Origin of the sequence: Chamaesiphon sp. (assembly GCF_041737865.1) — a bacterium.
GTDB lineage: Bacteria > Cyanobacteriota > Cyanobacteriia > Cyanobacteriales > Chamaesiphonaceae > Chamaesiphon.
Genome location: NZ_JBGSQZ010000177.1, coordinates 1 through 2,498 on the forward strand (window position 1 = coordinate 1; position 2,498 = coordinate 2,498).

General features: G+C 45.8%; 3 protein-coding genes and 1 pseudogene. All 4 read right to left on the minus strand.

The features are described 5' to 3' along the window. Window positions 1-944: pseudogene (locus ACEW9J_RS13425) on the minus strand (hypothetical protein); the annotation flags it as partial. 71 nt (window positions 945-1,015) lie between these two features. Next, window positions 1,016-1,432: a hypothetical protein gene (locus ACEW9J_RS13430; protein WP_373545621.1), complete on the minus strand. Its 417-nt coding sequence runs from the start codon at window positions 1,430-1,432 to the stop codon at window positions 1,016-1,018. Between the two features lie 12 nt (window positions 1,433-1,444). After that, window positions 1,445-1,792 (minus strand): hypothetical protein, encoded by a 348-nt coding sequence (locus ACEW9J_RS13435; RefSeq protein WP_373545622.1) that lies wholly within the window; start codon window positions 1,790-1,792, stop codon window positions 1,445-1,447. Window positions 1,793-1,872: 80 nt separating this feature from the next. Next, window positions 1,873-2,498 (minus strand): hypothetical protein (locus tag ACEW9J_RS13440; protein ID WP_373545623.1); only part of this gene is annotated, 626 nt, incomplete at its 5' end.

Consider the following 2,498-nt stretch of genomic DNA (forward strand, 5'->3'; position numbering starts at 1 on the left):
TCCATTGCCAAGCTTGCGAGTTCTTTGGCAGTAACAGAGAACTTGAGATCGATACTCCGAGGGAGAGGCTGCGCCAACGATTTAATCGGTTCTACCTTGGTAATCTTATCGAACACCAAAATGCGGACATCCATCGAGGTACCGTGATAGCGATAGTGACTGCCATCCACAAATAGACTTAGTTGTAATTGAGCGGGGAGACTGGCAAAGTATTCGGGGTACTTTTCAGGGGAGAGCCAATGAGCGACAATAGCTACCAGTCTGCCATTGGGTTGCAGTCTCAATAGAGCCGATCTTAGATGTTTGAGGCAAGCGTCGGGATTTCGTTTGCTTCTGCCAACTGAGGCACTAAAGGGCGGGTTCATCACAATCAGGGTTGGCTGTTCGCCTTGGGGCAGCACATCGTTGAGATGCTCTGCATCCACAGAGTAAATTGAGCCACAGGTAGGGAATAGTTCGTGGAGTAAGGCATTCCGCGACTTGGAAATCTCGTTGAGGATAATTTTGTGTGGGAATGCGCCATTAAGTCGGTTAATCGTCGCTGCCGCCAAAATCCCCGTCCCCGCACTGGGTTCGTGCAGCGTATCGCTTTCCTTGATTTGAGCCAGTCGCGCTACAATCCAGGCGAGTGAAAGTGGAGTCGAGAACTGTTGCAACTGAATCTGTTCCTCCGAGCGGATTTGGTGATGGGGAACGAGAGCCTGAAGATCCATGAAATTCTCAATAGTAGTAAAACTGCCTGTGAGGATCGAACTCACCATTGCTGCTTCAATCAGATCGGTAGCTTGTTTCCAATTCCACCGTCCCATTGCTGCGCCACCACCAAAGATATCGCTCATCAATTCGATGACAACATCTTGAGTCAACCTGTCACCAGCGGTTAATTTAGCGGCTAATTCGGTGACAGCTACTTGGGTTTGAGTCTGAGTTTGAACAATCATCATGTTTTGTAATAAATGGGTACAAAAAAGCCAGCAATTTCTAAATGCTGGCAAAGAAAATTAATATTCGATGATTAAAACAGTGTGAGTTGAGGTTGTTGAGTATCGATCGAGCAGAGAACTTGATTGTCAATTACAACTAATAGATCGGCACTAACGATCTGTTCGCCAGTTTCTTTCCACGAGAAATAAGCCTGAGAGTATGGGCAGTAGTAGATCTCTTTTAATCGGGGTAAACTGGACAAAGATAAATCTTCTAACATGCCCTGTGCGTAAGCGTGAACGTTCTTATGCCCATCCTTCAACACCCGCTGTCTACCCCGTTGAGAAACATATAATTTAGGATGTCTAATAACTAAATTGTCAGTATGTCCGACCACAATCCAAGACTTATCGATCTGCTGAGTTAAACTCATCAAACCTGTATTCAAATTACGATAGCAACGTGTTGGTAAACCTCGACAAATTTGCCAGTCGATATCTTTTTTCATGTTTTTTATCTCTTATAAATCCAAGATTTCTCTAACTAGATCGATAAGTGGTTGCCCCGTTAAAGTCGGTGGATTGCATAGATTTACATCGTCCATCCAAAATTTTGGATTCGCCCCACCTGCATGAGCGTGCATTTGGGGAGAAGTACTGCCACCATAGATGCCAAATTCGTAGGCAATTGCACGTTTTACTTGGGCATCAGTGGGTTGCAATGCTCTGATTTTCTCCCACCTCTCTTTGGCTCCTGCCGTGCTATGTAAGGACTGATACAGGCATTGTTCTAGAATGCTGCGTTCGGGCAAGGATGGAGTTGGAAACAGGCTAATTTGTCCCTGACAACGATGTTTTTTTCGACTCATAGATATGAATAGGTACAAAAAAGCCAGCGATCGATCGCTGGCTGGATATTAAGTGTTACTGTGGTCATCAATCTGGGATCTCAAGATCTTGAAGGTGGTAGCATCAATCGATTACCTCCGGTAGCCAAGGCAACGATAGTGGCACTTAGTTCCACATGACCTCGACCGAGATCCTGGATGTAAGTACTGCCACAACCAAGCTCCGCCAGTTTTCGCATAAACGCGATCGCATCCCGATCTCGATCGTTACCAATGTGAATCGTAGAAATGGTGCCAGTTAATCGCTTCGCAGCGGCAATCGCCTCTGGTTCGCTATTCGGCTCACCATCAGAAATCACCACGGTACGAGCTGGTTTGAGGGCAACAATTCGATCGAGTGCTAGATCTAAAGCAGTACTGCCACCACATCGCCATAAACCATCGGGACTGGTGATTTCAGCAACTACAGAGTCAAAGGTAAATAGCTTGTAGTTACGCCAATCTAAACCTTCCACAGCTTTTCGCAGCACATCAATCCGACGTTCTTTGCCTTTGCACTCAGCATCCATCGATCCTGAAGTATCTAGTAGCAAGCACCAAATATCGGGATTTCCAGTTCCAATCCGCTGATGATAATTAGCAGCCATGCCTGAATCCGGCAATCGGGATGCTTGTTGAATAATTGCTGCTAATGGGTTAATTAAACCGCTCATATTTGACTCCGATA

Coding starts and splice junctions, on each gene's coding strand:
- ACEW9J_RS13435 (WP_373545622.1), bottom strand. CDS start 1,792: ATGAGTCGAAAAAAACATCGTTGTCAGGGACAAATTAGCCTGTTTCCA.
- ACEW9J_RS13430 (WP_373545621.1), bottom strand. CDS start 1,432: ATGAAAAAAGATATCGACTGGCAAATTTGTCGAGGTTTACCAACACGT.